This window comes from Rossellomorea sp. NRS-1567 (genome assembly GCF_050467885.1).
Lineage (GTDB): Bacteria > Bacillota > Bacilli > Bacillales > Bacillaceae_B > Rossellomorea > Rossellomorea aquimaris_C.
In genome coordinates, this window is the sequence record NZ_JBITPL010000028.1 from 12,177 (window position 1) to 27,634 (window position 15,458).

A 15,458-nucleotide genomic window follows, 5' to 3' on the forward strand; every position below is an offset into this window, starting at 1 on the left:
ATACAAAATTTATACAGAAAAATTAAACGCGGCGACGTTTTGGTGGACGGCATCCATTATGAGGAACTGGAGTAACGTCTCTGATTGCAGTAACTTCTAGACCTGCTGCTTGAAGAGCACGGATAGCTGCTTCACGACCAGCACCAGGACCTTTTACTGTTACTTCAAGAGTTTTTAAACCATGATCTTGAGAAGCTTTCGCTGCAGTTTCAGCTGCCATTTGCGCTGCGAATGGAGTGGATTTACGAGAACCTCTGAATCCTAGTGAACCTGCACTTGACCAAGCAATAGCATTTCCGTGAACATCAGTAATAGTTACGATTGTGTTATTGAATGTAGAACGAATGTGTGCAATACCAGCTTCGATATTCTTTTTCACACGACGTTTACGAGTGTTTGTTTTACGTGCCATACTAAGAAGTAACCTCCTTTACCTATTATTTTTTCTTGTTAGCTACAGTCTTACGAGGACCTTTACGTGTACGAGCATTGTTCTTCGTATGTTGTCCACGAACAGGTAGTCCACGACGGTGACGAAGACCGCGGTATGAACCGATTTCCATAAGACGTTTGATGTTTAGTGATACTTCACGACGAAGATCACCTTCTACTTTTAATTTATCAACGATATCACGAATCTTTCCTAGTTCGTCGTCAGTAAGATCGCGAACGCGAGTATCCTCAGATACACCAGCTTCAGATAAGATTTTCGCTGCAGTATTTTTACCAATACCGTAGATGTATGTTAATGAAATGACAACACGTTTGTCACGTGGAATGTCTACACCAGCAATACGTGCCATAGTGATAGCGCACCTCCTTTAAGATTAGCCTTGTTTTTGTTTGTGTTTAGGGTTTTCACAGATAACCATGACTTTACCTTTTCTACGAATAACTTTACATTTTTCGCAGATTGGCTTAACAGATGGTCTAACTTTCATCTTATTCTAACCTCCTTAATAGTACGGAGTGCAATAGATTATTTATAACGATAAGTGATTCTACCACGAGTTAAGTCATACGGTGATAATTCTACTGTTACCTTGTCACCAGGTAGGATACGAATGAAATGCATACGGATCTTTCCTGAAACATGCGCCAGTACTGTATGACCATTTTCTAATTCTACCTTAAACATCGCATTGGGCAAAGTCTCAGCGACCTTACCTTCAACTTCAATTACATCATCCTTAGCCATCGAACATGTCTCCCTTCTTCTCATCATTTAAAACTTCGTTAACAAACTTTGAAACAGCATAACGCAGTTTACCGTTCGTAACTCTTCCTGTTTCTATAATACTGTTTTGAACTTCTGGAGAAACATAGTCACACAAGTGAAGATGAGCGATGTTCTTTCGCTTGGCGCGATCAAACTTTCTTCGATCTCCATCTGCTATGAGTACAAAACGTTCATCCAATTGCTGAACAACGACCGAGTAGCTTCCTGTTTCTCTCCCTTTAAGGGTTTGAACAATCTGGCCGATCCTCGGAATCGTCGAATCTGAGTCGATCAATCCAATCACCTTCACTTAGGCTTTCGTCAATATCTCATAGCCGCCTTCAGTAATTGCAATGGTGTGTTCAAAGTGCGCACACATTTTATCATCTACTGTGACGACTGTCCAGTTATCTGATAACGTTCTAACATATCGACTTCCTGCATTAACCATTGGTTCAATAGCCAGTACCATGCCAGGCTTTAAACGAGGACCTTTGTTGGGTGGTCCATAATGAGGAATTTGCGGGTCCTCATGTAAGTCTTGACCAACTCCGTGCCCCACATACTCTCGAACGATAGAAAAGCCATTAGCCTCAACAAATGTTTGTATACTATGAGAGATATTCGACAGACGCTCGCCTGGTTTAGCTTCCTTAAGTCCCAGAAATAATGACTCTTCCGTAACATCCAGAAGCTTCTGGGTTTCATCATCTATTGTTCCAACTGGATATGTCCAAGCCGAGTCACCGTGATAACCGTTATATTTAGCACCGATATCGATGCTGATTATATCGCCATCCTTCAATACCCGATCGCCTGGAATTCCATGCACCAACTCATTGTTGACGGAAGCACAGATGCTGCCACGAAACCCATTATACCCTTTAAAAGATGGAATTGCATCATGTTTACGAATGAATTTTTCAGCAATTGCATCCAATTCCTTCGTCGATATTCCCGGAGAAATATGCTTTTGCAATTCCGCATGAGTTAATGCCACAATCTTTCCAGCTTGCCGCATAATCTCAATCTCTCTCGGAGTTTTAGAAATGATCATTATGAAAGGCCTCCAAGTAGTTCATCAATGTCATCAAACACTCTATGGATGTCTTGTTGACCGTCAATGTTTTTCAGATAGCCTTTGTCTTCGTAGTAAGCCAATAGTGGTTGAGTTTGCTTGATGTTTACGTCTAAACGGTTTTGAACCGTTTCTTCGTTATCATCTGCGCGTTGATATAACTCGCCGCCGCAGCGATCACAAACGCCCTCTTCTGTTGGCGGATTAAAGACAAGATGATAAGTAGCGCCGCACTCTTTACAGATCCTGCGACCTGTCAAGCGCTCCATCAGGATGTCCTTATCTACATTTATATTAATGACATAATTCATTTTTTTACCAAGATCAGCCAGGATGTTTTCAAGTGCTTCTGCCTGAGCAACCGTTCTTGGAAACCCATCCAGTAAGAAGCCTTTTTTACAGTCCTCTTTGCTTAAACGTTCACGAACGATACCGATTGTTACTTCATCAGGAACAAGGTCGCCATTATCCATGAATGATTTAGCCTTCAAGCCTAGTTCAGTACCGCCTTTAATAGCTGCACGGAACATATCGCCAGTAGATATATGGGGGATACCATATTTATCTACGATCTTTTCAGCTTGAGTGCCTTTTCCTGCGCCTGGTAAGCCCATAAGAACTATATTCACTCTCGAACTCCCCCTAATTGTCTATAAAATGGCTTCAGGAACAAAACGTTCCCGAAAACCCTCTTATTTAATAAATCCTTTGTAGTGACGTTTCACTAACTGCGCTTCCAGTTGCTTCATTGTCTCAAGTGCAACCCCTACTACGATGAGTAAGCTTGTTCCACCGATTTGAGCTGCAGGAGGTAATCCCGCAAAGTTAATGAAGAAAACAGGAAGTATCGAGATGACAGCTAAGAAGATTGCCCCAACAAATGTTAGACGATACAGAACGCGAGTGAGATACTCTTGTGTGGTTTTACCTGGACGAATACCAGGGATATATCCACCTTGCTTCTTCAAGTTTTCAGCCATTTGTTCTGGATTCACTTGAATGAAAGCATAGAAATACGTAAAGGCAACGATCAGAGCTACATAGATGATCATACCAACTGGTTTAGTGTAATCAAAGATGTACTGAATAGTACTTGTCACATCATTTTCTCCGAAGAAAGATGAAATGGTCTGTGGCGTGATTATGAAAGATATCGCAAAGATAACTGGAATAACACCCGCAGCATTTACCTTTAACGGTAGATGTGTTGATTGTCCACCAACCGGACTACGCCCCACTAAACGTTTTGCATATTGAATCGGAATTTTACGAAGTGCTTGTTGAATAAACACGACACCAACCACGATTGCAATAACTGCTAAAACAAGAAGTGCAAGAACCACAATTCGAAGGAAGAGCTGTTCGCCTGCCCCTTCAATTTGTTGAGCATAGATTTGGTTTACTGTGTTAGGGATAGCAGCAACGATACCTGCAAAGATCAGGATCGAAATACCATTCCCGACACCTTTAGCCGTGATTTGTTCACCTAACCACATAAGAAAAGCCGTACCAGCTGTTAGAACTAACGCTATTAGTAGGTACGTACTAACTCCTGGGCTTTGGATAAGCATTCCACCATATATTCTATTGAAACCATAGGACATACCTAAAGCTTGGATGAATCCGAGAACGATGGTGAAATAACGTGTGAACTGAGCTAATTTTCGGCGTCCGACTTCACCTTGCTTAGACCACTCTGTAAACTTCGGAACAACATCCATTTGCAGGAGTTGTACGATGATTGAAGCGGTAATGTAAGGCATAATTCCCATCGCAAAGATGGAGAAGTTTTGCAGTGCACCGCCACCAAATGTATTAAGGAATCCGAGAATTCCTGCCTGGTCTTGCATTTTCAATACATTAGCGTCTACGTTTGGCACCGGAATAAAGGTACCAAGACGAAAGACTATTAACATTAGAAGGGTGAAGATAATTTTGTTTCTTATATCACCCACGCGCATAAAATTGGAGACAGTTTGAAACATTAGATCACCTCGGATGTACCGCCAGCAGCTTCGATAGCTTCTTTAGCAGTGGTTGAGAATTTGTGTGCTTTTACTGTAAGCTTTTTCTCGATTGAACCTTTACCAAGAATCTTAATTCCTGCTTTTTCGTTACTCACTACACCAGATTCTACAAGTAGAGCTGGAGTAACTTCTGTACCATCTTCGAAGCGATTCAATACGTCAAGATTGACGATTGCATATTCTTTACGATTGATGTTCGTGAATCCACGTTTAGGTAGACGTTGGAACAATGGTGTTTGACCACCCTCAAAGCCAGGACGAGTTCCGCCACCTGAACGGGCGTTTTGTCCTTTATGACCTTTACCAGAAGTCTTTCCATTACCTGAACCAATACCACGTCCTACACGATTGCGGACTTTACGTGAACCTTCTGTAGGCTTTAACTCATGTAATTTCATGTCGGCACCTCCTTTTTTTCGAAAGAAATCGATTATTTTTCTGTAACCGTTACAAGGTGAGCAACTTTGTTGATCATACCGCGGATAGCAGCATTATCTTGTTGTTCAACTGTTTGATGCATTTTGCGAAGTCCTAAAGCTTCAACTGTTTTACGTTGATCTTGAGGACGACCAATTGTACTGCGAGTGAGGGTAATTTCTAGTTTGTTAGCCATCGTTATCCCTCCCTTATCCTAATATCTCTTCTACTGATTTACCACGTAATTTTGCAACGTCTTCAGCGGTCTTTAATTGTTTTAAACCTTCGATTGTAGCGCGAACCATGTTAATTGGAGTGTTAGATCCTAAAGACTTAGATAGGATATCTTGAACACCAGCTAATTCAAGTACGGCACGAACAGGTCCACCGGCAATAATTCCTGTACCCGCAGAAGCAGGTTTGATCAGAATTTGACCAGCACCAAATCGTCCAGTTACTAGGTGAGGTGTTGTACCTTCAACCATAGGAACTTCAATTAGATTTTTCTTCGCATCTTCAATCGCTTTACGGATTGCTTCAGGTACCTCTTGAGCTTTACCCGTTCCGAAACCAACGTGACCGTTCTTATCGCCCACTACTACAAGAGCAGCGAAACGGAAACGACGTCCACCTTTAACAACTTTCGCAACACGATTGATTGTAACTACGCGTTCTTCAAATTCTAGTTTACTTGGATCAATACGACGCATCTGGATTGTCCCTCCTTTTTTTATTAAAATTCTAAGCCGTTTTCACGAGCTGCTTCAGCTAAAGCTTTGATACGGCCATGATATAAATATCCACCACGGTCAAATACTACGGATTTCAATCCTTTTTCTACTGCACGTTTCGCAACTAGTTCTCCAACTTTCGCTGCTGCATCAGCAGTAGCAGATGAGTCTAGATCGAAATCTTTATCTTGAGAAGATGCACTAACTAGAGTAACACCGTTCATATCATCGATAAGTTGAGCGTAGATATTTTTGTTAGAACGGAAAACGTTCAAACGAGGACGAGTTTCAGTTCCAGTAATTTTTGAACGGACACGAGCATGTCTCTTCTTACGTGTTTTGTTCTTATCTGGCTTAGTAATCACCTACGGTCACTCCTTTCTTTTGCCTACGCGGCATTATTTACCTGTTTTACCTTCTTTACGACGAACATATTCACCTTCGTAGCGAATACCTTTTCCTTTGTAAGGCTCAGGAGAGCGTACAGCACGAATGTTAGCAGCTAATGCTCCAACACGTTCTTTGTCGATACCTTTGATAGATATCTTTGTGTTTGCTGGTACTTCGATCTCGATACCTTGTTCTGGTTCAATCTCAACTGGGTGAGAGTAACCAACGTTTAGTACAAGCTTCGTACCTTGCTTTTGAGCACGGTAACCTACACCGACTAGCTCAAGATTTCTTTGGAATCCTTTAGATACACCTTCAACCATGTTCGCGATTAGGGCACGAGTTGTACCGTGTAACGCGCGGTGTTCTTTTGCATCAGAAGGACGAGTAACTGTTGCTACATTTCCTTCTAATTCAACTTTAATATCAGAATTGAATGTACGAGAAAGTTCCCCTTTAGGTCCTTTTACAGTTACAGTGTTATCTTCACCTACTGTTAGAGTAACGTCAGATGGAATTTCGACTGGTAGTTTTCCTACACGTGACATCCTGTTGCACCTCCATTCATATAAAAAATATTACCAAACGTAAGCTAGTACTTCTCCGCCTACTTGTTGAGCACGAGCTTCTTTATCAGTTAAAACACCTGTAGAAGTAGAAACAAGTGCAATACCTAAGCCGTTTAATACTCTAGGTACTTCTGTAGATTTCGCATATACACGTAAACCAGGTTTAGAGATACGCTTTAATCCAGTAATTACACGTTCGTTATTTGCTCCATATTTTAAGAAAATGCGGATAACACCTTGCTTGTTATCTTCTACATATTCTACGTCACGCACGAAACCTTCACGTTTGAGGATTTCAGCAATTTCTTTCTTGATGTTAGAAGCAGGAACTTCTAATCTTTCGTGACGAACCATGTTCGCATTACGGATGCGAGTTAGCAAATCTGCAATTGGATCTGTCATTGTCATAATAATTTACCTCCTTCCCAATATGGGGTATTACCAACTAGCTTTTTTAACGCCTGGAATCTGACCCTTGTATGCAAGTTCACGGAAACAAATACGGCAAAGCTTGAATTTACGGATTACTGAATGAGGACGTCCGCAACGTTCGCAACGAGTGTACGCTTGAACATTATGCTTTGGCGTGCGTTTTTGTTTCGCAATCATAGATTTTTTAGCCACATTTTCGCCTCCCTTATATAGCGATTACTTTTGGAATGGCATTCCGATTTGTGTCAATAATTCACGAGCTTCTTCGTCTGTGTTCGCAGTAGTTACGATTACGATATCCATACCACGTGCTTTAGACACTTTATCATAATCAATCTCAGGGAAAATCAATTGCTCTTTTACTCCTAATGTATAGTTCCCGCGACCGTCGAATGCTTTTTTAGAAACACCGCGGAAGTCACGTACACGTGGAAGTGAAACAGAAATCAATTTATCTAAGAATTGGTACATACGCTCTCCGCGTAGAGTAACTTTTGCACCGATTGGCATACCTTCACGAAGACGGAAGCCTGCGATAGATTTTTTAGCTTTCGTTACGACTGGTTTTTGACCAGTGATTTGAGTTAATTCATCAACAGCTACATCAAGAGCTTTTGAGTTTGAAACAGCTTCACCGATACCCATGTTGACAACGATCTTTTCAACTTTAGGTACTTCCATTACTGATTTGTAATTGAATTTGCTCACTAGAGCTGGACTGATTTCTTGTTGAAATTTTTCTTTTAGGCGGTTCATTCAGAATACCTCCCTTCTTAATCGTACTATTTATCTAGAACTTCACCTGATTTTTTTGCTACACGTACTTTTTTGCCGTCTTCTGTCTTATAACCTACACGAGTTGGCTCGTTAGATTTCGGATCTAGAAGCATAACATTTGATACATGGATAGATGCTTCTTGGCTGATGATTCCGCCTTGCGGATTCATCTGTGAAGGTTTAGCGTGTTTTTTCACAACGTTAATTCCTTCAACTAGCACTCGGTCTTTCTTTGGGAATGAAGCAAGAACAACACCTGTTTTGCCTTTGTCTTTCCCTGTAATGACCATTACTTTATCGCCTTTTTTTACATGCATTTCATCGCACCTCCTTGAATGGCCCAATGCTAATATCTATTAAAGAACTTCTGGAGCTAAAGATACAATTTTCATAAAGTTGCTGTCACGTAGTTCGCGAGCAACAGGTCCGAAGATACGAGTACCACGTGGTCCCTTATCGTCACGGATAATTACACAAGCGTTCTCGTCGAACTTAATGTAAGTACCGTCTTGACGACGTACACCAGATTTAGTACGTACAACAACCGCTCTTACTACGTCACCTTTTTTAACAACGCCACCTGGTGTTGCTTGTTTTACTGTACACACGATAACATCACCGATGTTAGCTGTCTTGCGTCCAGAACCACCAAGCACTTTGATAGTTAATACTTCACGAGCACCAGAGTTGTCAGCAACTTTTAAACGTGATTCTTGTTGAATCATGTAGGTAACCTCCCTTCGGAATATAAAATATCCGAACAAATATATTAGATAATAACTGCTTTTTCAACAACTTCTACTAAACGGAAACGTTTTGTAGCAGATAGTGGACGAGTCTCCATGATACGTACGATATCTCCTACTTTTGCTTCGTTGTTCTCATCATGAGTTTTTAACTTCTTAGAGTACTTAACGCGCTTGCCGTATAGAGAATGCTTTTTATAAGTTTCTACCATAACCGTTACTGTTTTATCCATTTTGTCGGAAACAACACGGCCAGTGTATACCTTACGTTGGTTGCGGTCACTCATTTAAGCAAACCTCCTCTCATTTATCGATTGTTAACCCCGATCTCTCTTTCACGGATTACAGTTTTCATACGAGCGATCCCTTTGCGGACTTCACGGATGCGAGCTGTGTTTTCTAATTGCCCAGTCGCAAGTTGGAAGCGAAGGTTAAATAACTCTTCTTTTAGAGTTTTTACTTTTTGTTCAATTTCAGCAGTGGTTAGGTCACGAATTTCATTACTTTTCATTTGATTCACCACCAATTTCCTCACGTTTTACAAACTTCGTTTTGATAGGAAGTTTGTGTGATGCTAGACGAAGTGCTTCACGAGCTACCTCTTCAGACACACCAGCGATTTCAAACATGATTTTTCCAGGCTTAACTACTGCTACCCAACCTTCTGGAGCACCTTTACCTGAACCCATACGTACTTCTAAAGGTTTTGCAGTGTAAGGTTTATGAGGGAAGATTTTAATCCATACTTTACCGCCACGTTTCATGTAACGAGTCATAGCGATACGAGATGCTTCGATTTGACGGTTTGTGATCCAAGAAGCTTCAACTGCTTGTAAACCGTATTCACCGAACGCTACTTCTTGACCGCCTTTAGCACGTCCACGCATTTTTCCACGGTGTTCGCGACGATGTTTAACGCGTTTAGGTAATAACATAATTATTTGCCTCCTTCCTCAGATTTCTTTCTTGTAGGAAGAACTTCTCCACGATAGATCCATACTTTAACGCCAAGCTTACCATAAGTAGTGTCAGCTTCTGCATGAGCATAGTCAATGTCAGCGCGTAGAGTATGAAGTGGAACAGTACCTTCACTGTAATGTTCTGAACGAGCGATATCTGCTCCGCCTAAACGACCAGATACTTGTGTTTTGATTCCTTTTGCACCAGCACGCATCGCACGTTGAAGCGATTGTTTCTGAGCACGACGGAAAGAAACACGATTTTCTAATTGGCGAGCGATGTTTTCAGCTACTAGTTTAGCATCAACGTCTGCTCTTTTGATTTCAACGATGTTGATGTGTACACGTTTTGAAGTAAGTTCGTTTAATGCTTTACGAAGTGCTTCAACTTCTGTACCACCTTTACCGATAACCATACCAGGTTTAGCTGTATGAACAGTAATGTTAATACGATTTGCTGCGCGTTCGATTTCTACTTTAGAAACAGAAGCGTCAACTAAACGTTTTGCAATATATTCACGTACTTTAATGTCTTCGTGTAATAGATTAGCGTAATCTTTATCTGCGTACCATTTAGATTCCCAATCACGGATTATACCGACACGAAGTCCGACCGGATGTACTTTTTGACCCACAGCTTATCCCTCCTTCTTTTCTGATACGACAAGTGTAATGTGACTTGTACGTTTGTTAATTTGACTTGCACGTCCCATCGCACGAGGACGGAAACGTTTAAGTGTTGGTCCTTCATTTACATAAGCCTCAGTTACCACTAGGCTATTAATATCCATATCAAAGTTGTGCTCTGCGTTCGCAATAGCAGACTTAAGTACTTTTTCGATTACTGGTGAAGCAGCTTTAGGTGTATGCTTTAAGATAGCAACCGCTTCTCCAACTTGCTTACCTCGGATTAGATCAACGACTAAACGTACTTTACGAGGAGCAATACGTACTGTTCTTGCAACAGCTTTTGCTTGCATTAGGATACCCTCCTCTCAATTAGCGTCTTGTTTTCTTATCATCACTTGCGTGACCTTTGTAAGTACGAGATGGTGCGAATTCACCAAGCTTGTGTCCTACCATGTCTTCAGTGACGTATACAGGTACATGTTTACGACCATCGTAAACTGCGATAGTGTGACCGATGAATGCTGGGAAGATCGTTGAGCGACGAGACCAAGTTTTAACAACTTGTTTGCCTTCAGTTTCGTTCAATTTCTCAACCTTATTCATTAAATGATCATCAACAAAAGGTCCTTTTTTTAAGCTACGACCCATGTTTGAACCTCCCTTCGTGATTGATCTACGGCTCTTTTCAGGAACCGTAGTACAATCCCGTTATTTTTTGCGACGACGCACAATAAATTTATCAGATTTGTTGTTTTTCTTACGTGTCTTGTATCCAAGAGTAGGTTTACCCCATGGAGACATTGGTGATTTACGTCCGATTGGAGCACGTCCTTCACCACCACCGTGTGGGTGATCGTTAGGGTTCATTACAGAACCACGAACTGTTGGGCGTTTACCTAACCAACGAGAACGTCCGGCTTTACCAATGTTGATAAGTTCGTGTTGTTCATTTCCAACTTGACCTACAGTAGCACGACAAGCAGAAAGAATCATACGAGTTTCACCAGAGTTAAGACGTACAAGTACATATTTACCTTCTTTACCAAGTACTTGAGCAGATGTTCCAGCAGAACGAACTAACTGGCCACCCTTACCTGGTTTAAGTTCAATATTGTGTACGATTGTACCAACTGGGATGTTGATAAGTGGTAATGTGTTACCCACTTTAATATCTGCTTCAGGTCCAGACATTACTTCCATACCTACAACAAGTGTTTTAGGTGCAAGAATGTAACGTTTTTCCCCATCAGCGTAGTTGATTAGTGCAATGTTAGCTGAGCGGTTTGGATCGTATTCGATCGTAGCAACGCGTCCAGGTATACCATCTTTTTCACGTTTGAAATCGATGATACGGTATTGGCGCTTATGACCGCCACCTTGATGACGAACTGTTAACTTACCTTGGTTGTTACGGCCACCCTTTTTGTGTAGGGGTGCTAAAAGTGACTTTTCCGGAGAATCAGTAGTAATTTCAGCGAAATCAGAACTAGTCATGCCGCGACGACCATTAGAGGTAGGTTTATACTTTTTAATCGCCATGTTTTTCCCTCCTCTTCTTAATTAAAGAATTTTATACTTCAAAGAATTCGATTTCTTTACTATCAGTAGTAAGCTTAACGATTGCTTTACGACGCTTGTTAGTGTAACCAGCGTGTTTACCCATACGTTTGAACTTACCTTTGTAGTTCATGATGTTAACTTTATCTACTTTCACGTCAAAGATTACTTCAACAGCGTCTTTTACTTGAGTTTTGTTCGCTCTAGTATCAACTTCGAAAGTATATTTCTTCTCAGACATAAGATCAGTTGAAGCCTCTGTAATTACGGGGCGCTTAATGATTTCACGTACATCCATTATGCAAGCACCTCCTCTACTTTTTCAACAGCTGATTTAGTGATCACTAGTTTGTCGTGTCCTAATACATCCAGAACGCTAACTCCATCAGCAGGAACAACAGTTACACCAGGGATGTTACGAGCTGAAAGTGCTACGTTTTCGTCGATTCCATCAGTGATTACTAAAGTTTTAGAATCAACAGAAAGACCTTTAAGAACGTTAGCAAATTCTTTTGTTTTAGGAGCATCGAATGATAATGCTTCTAATACTAAAATGTTTTCTTCTACTACTTTAGAAGAAAGAGCAGATTTGATCGCTAAGCGACGAACTTTCTTAGGAAGTTTGTAGCTGTAGCTGCGTGGAACTGGTCCAAATACAGTACCACCACCGCGCCATTGTGGAGAACGGATTGACCCTTGACGAGCACGGCCAGTTCCTTTTTGACGCCAAGGCTTACGCCCACCGCCACGTACTTCAGAACGATTTTTTACTTTGTGATTACCTTGACGTAAAGAAGCTCTTTGCATCAATACTGCTTCAAACATTACATGTTTGTTTGGTTCGATACCAAAAACAGTGTCATTAAGTTCGATATCACCAACTTTAGAACCGCTTTGGTTAAATAATGCTACTTTCGGCATTCTTGTTTCCTCCTTTCTTGAAAAGTTCTATTAGTTTGCTTTAATAGCTGACTTTACTTTGATCAGTTGTTTCTTAGGTCCAGGTACATTACCTTTAACTAAGATAAGGTTACGATCAGCATCGATTTTTACAATTTCAAGGTTTTGAATTGTAATTTGCTCTCCGCCCATACGTCCAGGTAGTAATTTACCTTTGAATACACGGTTTGGATCAACAGGACCCATTGAACCAGGACGACGGTGGTAACGAGAACCATGGGACATAGGTCCGCGAGATTGGTTATGACGCTTGATAGCACCTTGGAATCCTTTACCTTTTGAAACTCCTGTTACATCTACGATTTCGCCTGCCGCGAAAATATCAACTTTGACTTCTTGACCAACTTCGTACTCTTCTACGTTTACACCGCGGATTTCACGGATGAAGCGCTTAGGAGCAGTTTCAGCTTTAGCAACGTGGCCTCTCTCTGGTTTGTTAGAAAGCTTTTCACGTTTGTCTTCAAAACCTACTTGGATAGCTGAGTAGCCATCAACATCGATAGATTTCTTTTGAAGTACCACGTTTTGAGCAGCTTCGATAACAGTTACAGGGATAAGATCACCGTTTTCAGCGAAAACTTGAGTCATACCAATCTTTCTTCCTAAGATTCCTTTGGTCATAAGTCACACCTCCTAATAATTATGGTTTTTATGAATTAAAGTTTGATTTCGATATCTACACCTGATGGTAAGTCTAAACGCATAAGCGCATCAACTGTTTGAGGTGTTGGGTTTACAATGTCGATTAAGCGTTTATGAGTACGCATTTCGAATTGCTCACGAGAATCTTTGTATTTGTGTACAGCACGTAAGATTGTGTAAATAGACTTTTCAGTCGGTAGTGGGATCGGTCCAGAAACCGCCGCACCAGAACGTTTTGCTGTTTCAACAATTTTCTCAGCTGATTGATCAAGAATTCTGTGATCATAAGCCTTTAAACGGATACGAATCTTTTGTTTTGCCATTATTTTCCCTCCTTTATCGCCTATTTTTGAATAGACATTCTCCACAGAAATTTCCCACACACTCGCCATGGCAAAGCGGCCGTGTGTGTCAGCAACCTTCTGTTTCATCGCAGTCAAAGACCAACATTGTCTATTATAACTAAAACACCTAGAAGATGCAACTGTTTCTTGCAAAATCTTTATGTTTTGCACACTTTCTCTATTATACAAACGAACCGTTTTATTTTCAAGGTTATGTGTTATTTTCACAATATTTAATATAACGGTTTTAATGGATCAAAGTACATTAATTTAGAGGGAACTAATATCCATTCTTTATTAGAACTTATTTCTACTACTTCCTAAAGAGTGAGTGCTTGTTGATTTCCGCTACAGGATGTTCGCTTTCCGCGGGGTGGGCGGTGAGCCTCCTCGGCTTCGCCTGCGGGGTCTCACCTGTCCCACTTCTCCCGCAGGAGTCGAACATCCTTCCGCTCCAATCAACTTAGTGTTTCAATTACTTATTCATGCAGGAAATTTAATTTATATGATAAACACTGAAGATTGACCAACATAAATAAACAATTACTATACTATATAGAAGAAACTCGACAACACCCTCACATTTATCGTTTGAATACTGACCGTAAATATAGCTATTTTAACGCAAAAAAACAGATGGACATGATGTCCATCTGTTTTTGATATCAATGATTACTCAGTGATTGTAGCTACTACTCCAGCACCTACAGTACGTCCACCCTCACGGATAGAGAACTTAGTACCTTCTTCGATAGCGATTGGAGCGATAAGCTCAACAGTCATTTCGATGTTATCGCCAGGCATAACCATTTCTACACCTTCAGGAAGGTTACAGATACCAGTTACGTCAGTTGTACGGAAGTAGAACTGTGGGCGGTAGTTAGTGAAGAATGGAGTGTGACGTCCACCCTCTTCTTTAGAAAGAACATAAACTTCTGCTTTGAACTTTGTGTGTGGAGTGATTGTACCTGGCTTAGCAAGTACTTGTCCACGTTGGATATCTTCACGAGCTACACCACGAAGTAGTGCACCGATGTTGTCTCCAGCTTCAGCATAGTCAAGAAGCTTACGGAACATTTCTACACCTGTTACAGTTGTAGATTTTGGCTCTTCAGAAAGACCGATGATGTCGATAGTGTCTCCAACTTTAACTTGTCCACGCTCAACACGACCAGTAGCAACTGTACCACGACCTGTGATTGAGAATACATCCTCAACAGGCATCATGAATGGCTTTTCAGTGTCACGCTCTGGAGTTGGGATGTAGCTATCTACAGCTTCCATAAGTTCGTAGATTTTTTCTTCCCACTCAGCTTCTCCTTCAAGAGCTTTAAGAGCAGAACCTTTGATTACTGGTACGTCATCGCCAGGGAAATCGTACTCAGAAAGAAGGTCACGTACTTCCATTTCTACTAATTCAAGTAGCTCTTCGTCGTCTACCATGTCACATTTGTTCATGAATACAACAAGGTATGGAACACCTACTTGACGAGAAAGAAGGATGTGCTCACGAGTTTGTGGCATTGGGCCATCAGCAGCAGAAACTACTAGGATCCCACCATCCATTTGTGCTGCACCAGTGATCATGTTTTTAACATAGTCAGCATGTCCTGGGCAGTCAACGTGTGCATAGTGACGAGTATCAGTTTCATACTCAACGTGTGCAGTAGAGATTGTGATTCCACGCTCTCTTTCTTCTGGTGCACCGTCAATTTGGTCATATGCCATTGCAGTTCCACGACCATACTTCTTGTGAAGTGTAGTTGTGATTGCAGCTGTTAGAGTTGTTTTACCGTGGTCAACGTGACCGATTGTACCGATATTCGCATGTTGCTTGGAACGATCAAATTTTTCCTTACCCATTTGAAAATCCTCCTTTGATTTTAAAGAAAATAAGTATATTTTGGATGCCTCAGAGATAGCTAAAAACCATCTCTGACACAACAATTGCCTACATTAGTATTTATACTTTATAAAAGC

30 protein-coding genes are annotated in these 15,458 nt (G+C 41.1%); all 30 read right to left on the reverse strand.

Annotation, left to right across the window (positions count from 1 at the left end; translation table 11 throughout):
• Nucleotides 1-22: 22 nt before the first annotated feature.
• The 30 genes from rpsK to tuf all read right to left on the reverse strand — a co-directional run bounded on the left by rpsK (nucleotide 23) and on the right by tuf (nucleotide 15,341).
• Nucleotides 23-412 carry a 30S ribosomal protein S11 gene (gene rpsK, locus ACIFOD_RS20025; RefSeq protein WP_113970901.1) on the reverse strand — a complete coding sequence of 130 codons (390 nt, stop codon included), beginning with the start codon at nucleotides 410-412 and terminating at the stop codon, nucleotides 23-25.
• A 25-nt stretch (nucleotides 413-437) separates the two neighbouring features.
• Nucleotides 438-803 (reverse strand): 30S ribosomal protein S13, encoded by a 366-nt coding sequence (gene rpsM / locus ACIFOD_RS20030; RefSeq protein ID WP_034765943.1) that lies wholly within the window; start codon nucleotides 801-803, stop codon nucleotides 438-440.
• A gap of 24 nt (nucleotides 804-827) precedes the next feature.
• A complete protein-coding gene (rpmJ, locus tag ACIFOD_RS20035) occupies nucleotides 828-941 on the reverse strand; it encodes a 50S ribosomal protein L36 (RefSeq protein ID WP_003156543.1) in 114 nt (37 codons plus the stop codon).
• A gap of 38 nt (nucleotides 942-979) precedes the next feature.
• The gene (infA, locus tag ACIFOD_RS20040) at nucleotides 980-1,198 is read right to left on the reverse strand and encodes a translation initiation factor IF-1 (RefSeq protein WP_034765945.1); all 219 of its coding nucleotides are present in this window, start codon (nucleotides 1,196-1,198) and stop codon (nucleotides 980-982) included.
• The gene (locus tag ACIFOD_RS20045; RefSeq protein ID WP_397554513.1) at nucleotides 1,191-1,511 is read right to left on the reverse strand and encodes an RNA-binding protein; all 321 of its coding nucleotides are present in this window, start codon (nucleotides 1,509-1,511) and stop codon (nucleotides 1,191-1,193) included. The genes infA and ACIFOD_RS20045 overlap by 8 nt, the downstream gene beginning before the upstream one ends.
• 18 nt (nucleotides 1,512-1,529) lie before the next feature.
• Nucleotides 1,530-2,276: a type I methionyl aminopeptidase gene (map, locus tag ACIFOD_RS20050; RefSeq protein WP_113970900.1), complete on the reverse strand. Its 747-nt coding sequence runs from the start codon at nucleotides 2,274-2,276 to the stop codon at nucleotides 1,530-1,532.
• On the reverse strand, nucleotides 2,276-2,926 hold the full coding sequence (locus ACIFOD_RS20055) for an adenylate kinase (protein WP_430316005.1): 651 nt from the start codon (nucleotides 2,924-2,926) through the stop codon (nucleotides 2,276-2,278). Before ACIFOD_RS20055 ends, map begins: the two co-directional genes overlap by 1 nt.
• Nucleotides 2,927-2,989: 63 nt before the next feature.
• Nucleotides 2,990-4,282, reverse strand: coding sequence for a preprotein translocase subunit SecY (secY, locus tag ACIFOD_RS20060; RefSeq protein WP_044340534.1), 1,293 nt, complete (start codon nucleotides 4,280-4,282; stop codon nucleotides 2,990-2,992).
• Nucleotides 4,282-4,722 carry a 50S ribosomal protein L15 gene (rplO, locus tag ACIFOD_RS20065; protein WP_060674101.1) on the reverse strand — a complete coding sequence of 147 codons (441 nt, stop codon included), beginning with the start codon at nucleotides 4,720-4,722 and terminating at the stop codon, nucleotides 4,282-4,284. The genes secY and rplO overlap by 1 nt, the downstream gene beginning before the upstream one ends.
• A gap of 32 nt (nucleotides 4,723-4,754) precedes the next feature.
• The gene (gene rpmD / locus ACIFOD_RS20070) at nucleotides 4,755-4,937 is read right to left on the reverse strand and encodes a 50S ribosomal protein L30 (RefSeq protein ID WP_044340532.1); all 183 of its coding nucleotides are present in this window, start codon (nucleotides 4,935-4,937) and stop codon (nucleotides 4,755-4,757) included.
• 13 nt (nucleotides 4,938-4,950) lie between these two features.
• Nucleotides 4,951-5,451 carry a 30S ribosomal protein S5 gene (gene rpsE, locus ACIFOD_RS20075; protein ID WP_060674103.1) on the reverse strand — a complete coding sequence of 167 codons (501 nt, stop codon included), beginning with the start codon at nucleotides 5,449-5,451 and terminating at the stop codon, nucleotides 4,951-4,953.
• A gap of 23 nt (nucleotides 5,452-5,474) precedes the next feature.
• Complete coding sequence (gene rplR / locus ACIFOD_RS20080) at nucleotides 5,475-5,837, reverse strand: 50S ribosomal protein L18 (RefSeq protein WP_430316006.1); 363 nt, start codon at nucleotides 5,835-5,837, stop codon at nucleotides 5,475-5,477.
• Between the two features lie 33 nt (nucleotides 5,838-5,870).
• The gene (gene rplF / locus ACIFOD_RS20085) at nucleotides 5,871-6,410 is read right to left on the reverse strand and encodes a 50S ribosomal protein L6 (RefSeq protein ID WP_034765962.1); all 540 of its coding nucleotides are present in this window, start codon (nucleotides 6,408-6,410) and stop codon (nucleotides 5,871-5,873) included.
• Between the two features lie 30 nt (nucleotides 6,411-6,440).
• Nucleotides 6,441-6,839 (reverse strand): 30S ribosomal protein S8, encoded by a 399-nt coding sequence (gene rpsH, locus ACIFOD_RS20090; protein ID WP_060674108.1) that lies wholly within the window; start codon nucleotides 6,837-6,839, stop codon nucleotides 6,441-6,443.
• A gap of 30 nt (nucleotides 6,840-6,869) precedes the next feature.
• A complete protein-coding gene (locus tag ACIFOD_RS20095; RefSeq protein ID WP_010191505.1) occupies nucleotides 6,870-7,055 on the reverse strand; it encodes a type Z 30S ribosomal protein S14 in 186 nt (61 codons plus the stop codon).
• 24 nt (nucleotides 7,056-7,079) lie between these two features.
• Nucleotides 7,080-7,619, reverse strand: a complete 540-nt coding sequence (gene rplE, locus ACIFOD_RS20100; protein WP_430316007.1) for a 50S ribosomal protein L5 — start codon at nucleotides 7,617-7,619, stop codon at nucleotides 7,080-7,082.
• Between the two features lie 26 nt (nucleotides 7,620-7,645).
• The gene (gene rplX, locus ACIFOD_RS20105) at nucleotides 7,646-7,957 is read right to left on the reverse strand and encodes a 50S ribosomal protein L24 (RefSeq protein ID WP_034765969.1); all 312 of its coding nucleotides are present in this window, start codon (nucleotides 7,955-7,957) and stop codon (nucleotides 7,646-7,648) included.
• A gap of 39 nt (nucleotides 7,958-7,996) precedes the next feature.
• Nucleotides 7,997-8,365 (reverse strand): 50S ribosomal protein L14, encoded by a 369-nt coding sequence (rplN, locus tag ACIFOD_RS20110; RefSeq protein WP_060674112.1) that lies wholly within the window; start codon nucleotides 8,363-8,365, stop codon nucleotides 7,997-7,999.
• 44 nt (nucleotides 8,366-8,409) lie between these two features.
• Nucleotides 8,410-8,673, reverse strand: coding sequence for a 30S ribosomal protein S17 (gene rpsQ / locus ACIFOD_RS20115; RefSeq protein ID WP_430316008.1), 264 nt, complete (start codon nucleotides 8,671-8,673; stop codon nucleotides 8,410-8,412).
• 20 nt (nucleotides 8,674-8,693) lie between these two features.
• Nucleotides 8,694-8,897, reverse strand: coding sequence for a 50S ribosomal protein L29 (rpmC, locus tag ACIFOD_RS20120; protein WP_060674114.1), 204 nt, complete (start codon nucleotides 8,895-8,897; stop codon nucleotides 8,694-8,696).
• On the reverse strand, nucleotides 8,887-9,321 hold the full coding sequence (rplP, locus tag ACIFOD_RS20125) for a 50S ribosomal protein L16 (protein WP_060674116.1): 435 nt from the start codon (nucleotides 9,319-9,321) through the stop codon (nucleotides 8,887-8,889). The genes rpmC and rplP overlap by 11 nt, the downstream gene beginning before the upstream one ends.
• Nucleotides 9,322-9,323: 2 nt before the next feature.
• The gene (gene rpsC, locus ACIFOD_RS20130; protein WP_060674118.1) at nucleotides 9,324-9,980 is read right to left on the reverse strand and encodes a 30S ribosomal protein S3; all 657 of its coding nucleotides are present in this window, start codon (nucleotides 9,978-9,980) and stop codon (nucleotides 9,324-9,326) included.
• Nucleotides 9,981-9,983: 3 nt separating this feature from the next.
• Nucleotides 9,984-10,325, reverse strand: coding sequence for a 50S ribosomal protein L22 (gene rplV / locus ACIFOD_RS20135; protein ID WP_034765976.1), 342 nt, complete (start codon nucleotides 10,323-10,325; stop codon nucleotides 9,984-9,986).
• A 19-nt stretch (nucleotides 10,326-10,344) separates the two neighbouring features.
• Nucleotides 10,345-10,623 carry a 30S ribosomal protein S19 gene (rpsS, locus tag ACIFOD_RS20140; protein WP_060674120.1) on the reverse strand — a complete coding sequence of 93 codons (279 nt, stop codon included), beginning with the start codon at nucleotides 10,621-10,623 and terminating at the stop codon, nucleotides 10,345-10,347.
• A gap of 60 nt (nucleotides 10,624-10,683) precedes the next feature.
• Entirely contained in the window at nucleotides 10,684-11,514 is an 831-nt protein-coding gene (gene rplB, locus ACIFOD_RS20145) for a 50S ribosomal protein L2 (protein ID WP_113970892.1), read from the reverse strand.
• Nucleotides 11,515-11,545: 31 nt separating this feature from the next.
• Nucleotides 11,546-11,830: a 50S ribosomal protein L23 gene (gene rplW / locus ACIFOD_RS20150; RefSeq protein ID WP_397554501.1), complete on the reverse strand. Its 285-nt coding sequence runs from the start codon at nucleotides 11,828-11,830 to the stop codon at nucleotides 11,546-11,548.
• The gene (rplD, locus tag ACIFOD_RS20155) at nucleotides 11,830-12,453 is read right to left on the reverse strand and encodes a 50S ribosomal protein L4 (RefSeq protein ID WP_113970890.1); all 624 of its coding nucleotides are present in this window, start codon (nucleotides 12,451-12,453) and stop codon (nucleotides 11,830-11,832) included. Before rplD ends, rplW begins: the two co-directional genes overlap by 1 nt.
• A gap of 30 nt (nucleotides 12,454-12,483) precedes the next feature.
• Nucleotides 12,484-13,113 carry a 50S ribosomal protein L3 gene (gene rplC / locus ACIFOD_RS20160; protein WP_397554500.1) on the reverse strand — a complete coding sequence of 210 codons (630 nt, stop codon included), beginning with the start codon at nucleotides 13,111-13,113 and terminating at the stop codon, nucleotides 12,484-12,486.
• A 35-nt stretch (nucleotides 13,114-13,148) separates the two neighbouring features.
• The gene (rpsJ, locus tag ACIFOD_RS20165) at nucleotides 13,149-13,457 is read right to left on the reverse strand and encodes a 30S ribosomal protein S10 (RefSeq protein ID WP_034676072.1); all 309 of its coding nucleotides are present in this window, start codon (nucleotides 13,455-13,457) and stop codon (nucleotides 13,149-13,151) included.
• Between the two features lie 693 nt (nucleotides 13,458-14,150).
• The gene (gene tuf, locus ACIFOD_RS20170; RefSeq protein ID WP_113970887.1) at nucleotides 14,151-15,341 is read right to left on the reverse strand and encodes an elongation factor Tu; all 1,191 of its coding nucleotides are present in this window, start codon (nucleotides 15,339-15,341) and stop codon (nucleotides 14,151-14,153) included.
• Between the last annotated feature and the right edge of the window lie 117 nt (nucleotides 15,342-15,458).

Bases quoted from the DNA above. Each gene is read 5' to 3' on its own strand.
- infA (WP_034765945.1), bottom strand. From the start codon at position 1,198: ATGGCTAAGGATGATGTAATTGAAGTTGAAGGTAAGGTCGCTGAGACT.
- rpmJ (WP_003156543.1), bottom strand. From the start codon at position 941: ATGAAAGTTAGACCATCTGTTAAGCCAATCTGCGAAAAATGTAAAGTT.
- rpmD (WP_044340532.1), bottom strand. From the start codon at position 4,937: ATGGCTAACAAACTAGAAATTACCCTCACTCGCAGTACAATTGGTCGT.
- rplF (WP_034765962.1), bottom strand. From the start codon at position 6,410: ATGTCACGTGTAGGAAAACTACCAGTCGAAATTCCATCTGACGTTACT.
- secY (WP_044340534.1), bottom strand. From the start codon at position 4,282: ATGTTTCAAACTGTCTCCAATTTTATGCGCGTGGGTGATATAAGAAAC.
- rpsM (WP_034765943.1), bottom strand. From the start codon at position 803: ATGGCACGTATTGCTGGTGTAGACATTCCACGTGACAAACGTGTTGTC.
- rplD (WP_113970890.1), bottom strand. From the start codon at position 12,453: ATGCCGAAAGTAGCATTATTTAACCAAAGCGGTTCTAAAGTTGGTGAT.
- tuf (WP_113970887.1), bottom strand. From the start codon at position 15,341: ATGGGTAAGGAAAAATTTGATCGTTCCAAGCAACATGCGAATATCGGT.
- rplN (WP_060674112.1), bottom strand. From the start codon at position 8,365: ATGATTCAACAAGAATCACGTTTAAAAGTTGCTGACAACTCTGGTGCT.
- rplV (WP_034765976.1), bottom strand. From the start codon at position 10,325: ATGCAAGCAAAAGCTGTTGCAAGAACAGTACGTATTGCTCCTCGTAAA.
- rplC (WP_397554500.1), bottom strand. From the start codon at position 13,113: ATGACCAAAGGAATCTTAGGAAGAAAGATTGGTATGACTCAAGTTTTC.
- rpsK (WP_113970901.1), bottom strand. From the start codon at position 412: ATGGCACGTAAAACAAACACTCGTAAACGTCGTGTGAAAAAGAATATC.
- rpmC (WP_060674114.1), bottom strand. From the start codon at position 8,897: ATGAAAAGTAATGAAATTCGTGACCTAACCACTGCTGAAATTGAACAA.
- rplO (WP_060674101.1), bottom strand. From the start codon at position 4,722: ATGAAATTACATGAGTTAAAGCCTACAGAAGGTTCACGTAAAGTCCGC.
- rplW (WP_397554501.1), bottom strand. From the start codon at position 11,830: ATGGATGTACGTGAAATCATTAAGCGCCCCGTAATTACAGAGGCTTCA.
- rplB (WP_113970892.1), bottom strand. From the start codon at position 11,514: ATGGCGATTAAAAAGTATAAACCTACCTCTAATGGTCGTCGCGGCATG.
- rpsH (WP_060674108.1), bottom strand. From the start codon at position 6,839: ATGACAATGACAGATCCAATTGCAGATTTGCTAACTCGCATCCGTAAT.
- rpsJ (WP_034676072.1), bottom strand. From the start codon at position 13,457: ATGGCAAAACAAAAGATTCGTATCCGTTTAAAGGCTTATGATCACAGA.
- rplX (WP_034765969.1), bottom strand. From the start codon at position 7,957: ATGCATGTAAAAAAAGGCGATAAAGTAATGGTCATTACAGGGAAAGAC.
- rpsE (WP_060674103.1), bottom strand. From the start codon at position 5,451: ATGCGTCGTATTGATCCAAGTAAACTAGAATTTGAAGAACGCGTAGTT.
- map (WP_113970900.1), bottom strand. From the start codon at position 2,276: ATGATCATTTCTAAAACTCCGAGAGAGATTGAGATTATGCGGCAAGCT.
- rplE (WP_430316007.1), bottom strand. From the start codon at position 7,619: ATGAACCGCCTAAAAGAAAAATTTCAACAAGAAATCAGTCCAGCTCTA.
- rpsQ (WP_430316008.1), bottom strand. From the start codon at position 8,673: ATGAGTGACCGCAACCAACGTAAGGTATACACTGGCCGTGTTGTTTCC.
- rpsS (WP_060674120.1), bottom strand. From the start codon at position 10,623: ATGGGTCGTAGCTTAAAAAAAGGACCTTTTGTTGATGATCATTTAATG.
- rplP (WP_060674116.1), bottom strand. From the start codon at position 9,321: ATGTTATTACCTAAACGCGTTAAACATCGTCGCGAACACCGTGGAAAA.